Source organism: Bradyrhizobium elkanii WSM2783, from assembly GCF_000472865.1.
Classification (GTDB): domain Bacteria; phylum Pseudomonadota; class Alphaproteobacteria; order Rhizobiales; family Xanthobacteraceae; genus Bradyrhizobium; species Bradyrhizobium elkanii_A.
Genome location: NZ_AXAP01000203.1, coordinates 1 through 1,857 on the forward strand (window position 1 = coordinate 1; position 1,857 = coordinate 1,857).

Below are 1,857 nucleotides of genomic sequence, written 5' to 3' on the forward strand. Positions count from 1 at the left end.
TCAGCCCTCCAAGAGCCGACCACCCATGAATCATTGAAAAATTGATTCGGGAATCCTATAAAACGCCGCAAAATCAACAATCTGCCAAAGTAGTGTTAGGACGCGGACTCATTAAGGCGCAGCCATAGCCTGATTGACGCGAGTTGAACGAAGGCAAGGTAGTTGGCAGCAAGCCTGTCGTAGCGCGTCGCCACCCGACGACATTGTTTGATCCTGTTGAAGAACCGCTCGACCTGGTTGCGAGCGCAGTAGAGATAGGGGCTGAAGCAGATCGGATCGCTGCGATTGCTTTTCGGCGGGATGTTGGCCCACGCGCCTTCTTCATGGCAAGCTCCCTGATCCAGTCCGCATCATAGCCACGGTCGGCAAGCAGCATTGACCCGACTTTCAGACGAGACAGCAGTTTTCTGGCAAGTCGAACGTCGTGGGCCTCACCGGGGCTCAGCGCCAGCCGTACCGGCAGACCATTGCTATCGACCATCGCATGGATTTTGCTCGTCAAGCCGCCGCGTGACCTCCCCATCGATTGGCGCTGGTTTCGTGTGATGCAGGCTCCATGCTGATGCACACGGACAATGGAGGTGTCGATCATCTGGACAGCGGCATCGTGGGCAGCGGCAAATGCGTCTATGATGCGGCCCCAGACGCCAGCCCGCCGCCAACGGACGAAACGGTTATAGCAGATCGTGTAAGGGCCAAAACGATCCGGCAGATCGCGCCAAGGTGCCCCGGATCGCAGGACCCAGAAGATGCCGTTGAGGACCCGTCTGTCGTTCACCCGAGGAACGCAACGCGGCTTGTTCGGCAGCATCGGTTTGATGGTGGTCCATTCATGGTCGGCGAGTTGGTAGCGCATGATTCGGGCCCCCAGTTCGGGGTTTGAATCACGGCAGTCCGGCCAAACGCAACGCTCCTGGCCGCTCTTGGTGCGGCGCTTACGGACAGGAGCGGACATCAACCAGTCGTCAATCTCTGCCAAATGCGTCCAAAATGATGCGGAGCAGAACTCAGGGTCTTTGTACCATTGCAATCAAATTCAGCTGGTTTGGTGCTGGCCTGCATTGCACCAGAAATCGCGGAACTCCAAACCGTCGGGCGAGTTACAGAACCGCCGAGAGGATTGAACGATGAGCGGCAATCTCGTCGAGTTCGCAGTAGCACGCAGATTTCTGTTCACCGCGCTCGTCCGTTATTCGGCAGTACTTGAATAGAGAGGCGACAATGAAAGCACCCCTTCTTCTTGCTGGCGCACTAATCATCGGATGCGCCGCCCCAGCACTGGCTGATGAGTACTACGTCGTACAAGGACCCAACCGTCACTGCACGATTACCACCACGCGCCCGGCGGACAAGGAAGTCGTGACGCAGATCGGTCCAATGGCCTTCACGAGCCGCGTGGAAGCTGAAGACCGCATCAAGCAGACCAAAGTCTGCGATGAAGGCACTGTTGGTAGCACTAGCGGCACTAGCAGCACGACCGTTATCAAAGAGAAGTAGTCGGCGGCCTCATTCCTGATCGATTCTGGCGATGCCGAGTCGCGCCCAGTCCTGTCGGCGCGACTTTTTTTGTTTGCAGACCACCTTGTTGGAGCCCTCTTTCAGACCGTCTGATCGGCTCCCGCAGGGGCGCTGAAAAGGTGGGTTGAGTGTCACCTCTTGGCCCATCGCAACATATTGCGCTGCCGCCCGAACTCGGTCGCTATAGGGGCAAAGCAGACATTGCTTTTGTCGCATCTCGCCGCCGGGTTTATGGGTACACCGGCCTAGCACTACTTTGGCAGATTGTGTTTTCGCCGCTGTTTTTCACGGATTTGCTTTCGGCAATATGGGCACTGCTGAGACGGCGGCCGAAGGATG

The 1,857-nt window shown here is 57.1% G+C and carries 2 protein-coding genes; one reads left to right on the forward strand and one right to left on the reverse strand.

Features of this window, described 5'->3' with window-relative positions:
• Positions 1 to 95: 95 nt before the first annotated feature.
• Positions 96 to 856, reverse strand: a protein-coding gene (locus YY7_RS59950) for an IS5 family transposase (protein ID WP_433994585.1) whose coding sequence is annotated in 2 segments (ribosomal slippage) — positions 96 to 334 and positions 334 to 856 — 762 coding nt in all. Because the reading frame shifts where the segments join, the coding sequence is not laid out codon by codon here.
• Between the two features lie 365 nt (positions 857 to 1,221).
• Between YY7_RS59950 and YY7_RS62510 the strand changes: the two genes are divergently transcribed.
• Positions 1,222 to 1,497: a hypothetical protein gene (locus YY7_RS62510; protein WP_028169422.1), complete on the forward strand. Its 276-nt coding sequence runs from the start codon at positions 1,222 to 1,224 to the stop codon at positions 1,495 to 1,497.
• Positions 1,498 to 1,857 lie beyond the last annotated feature (360 nt).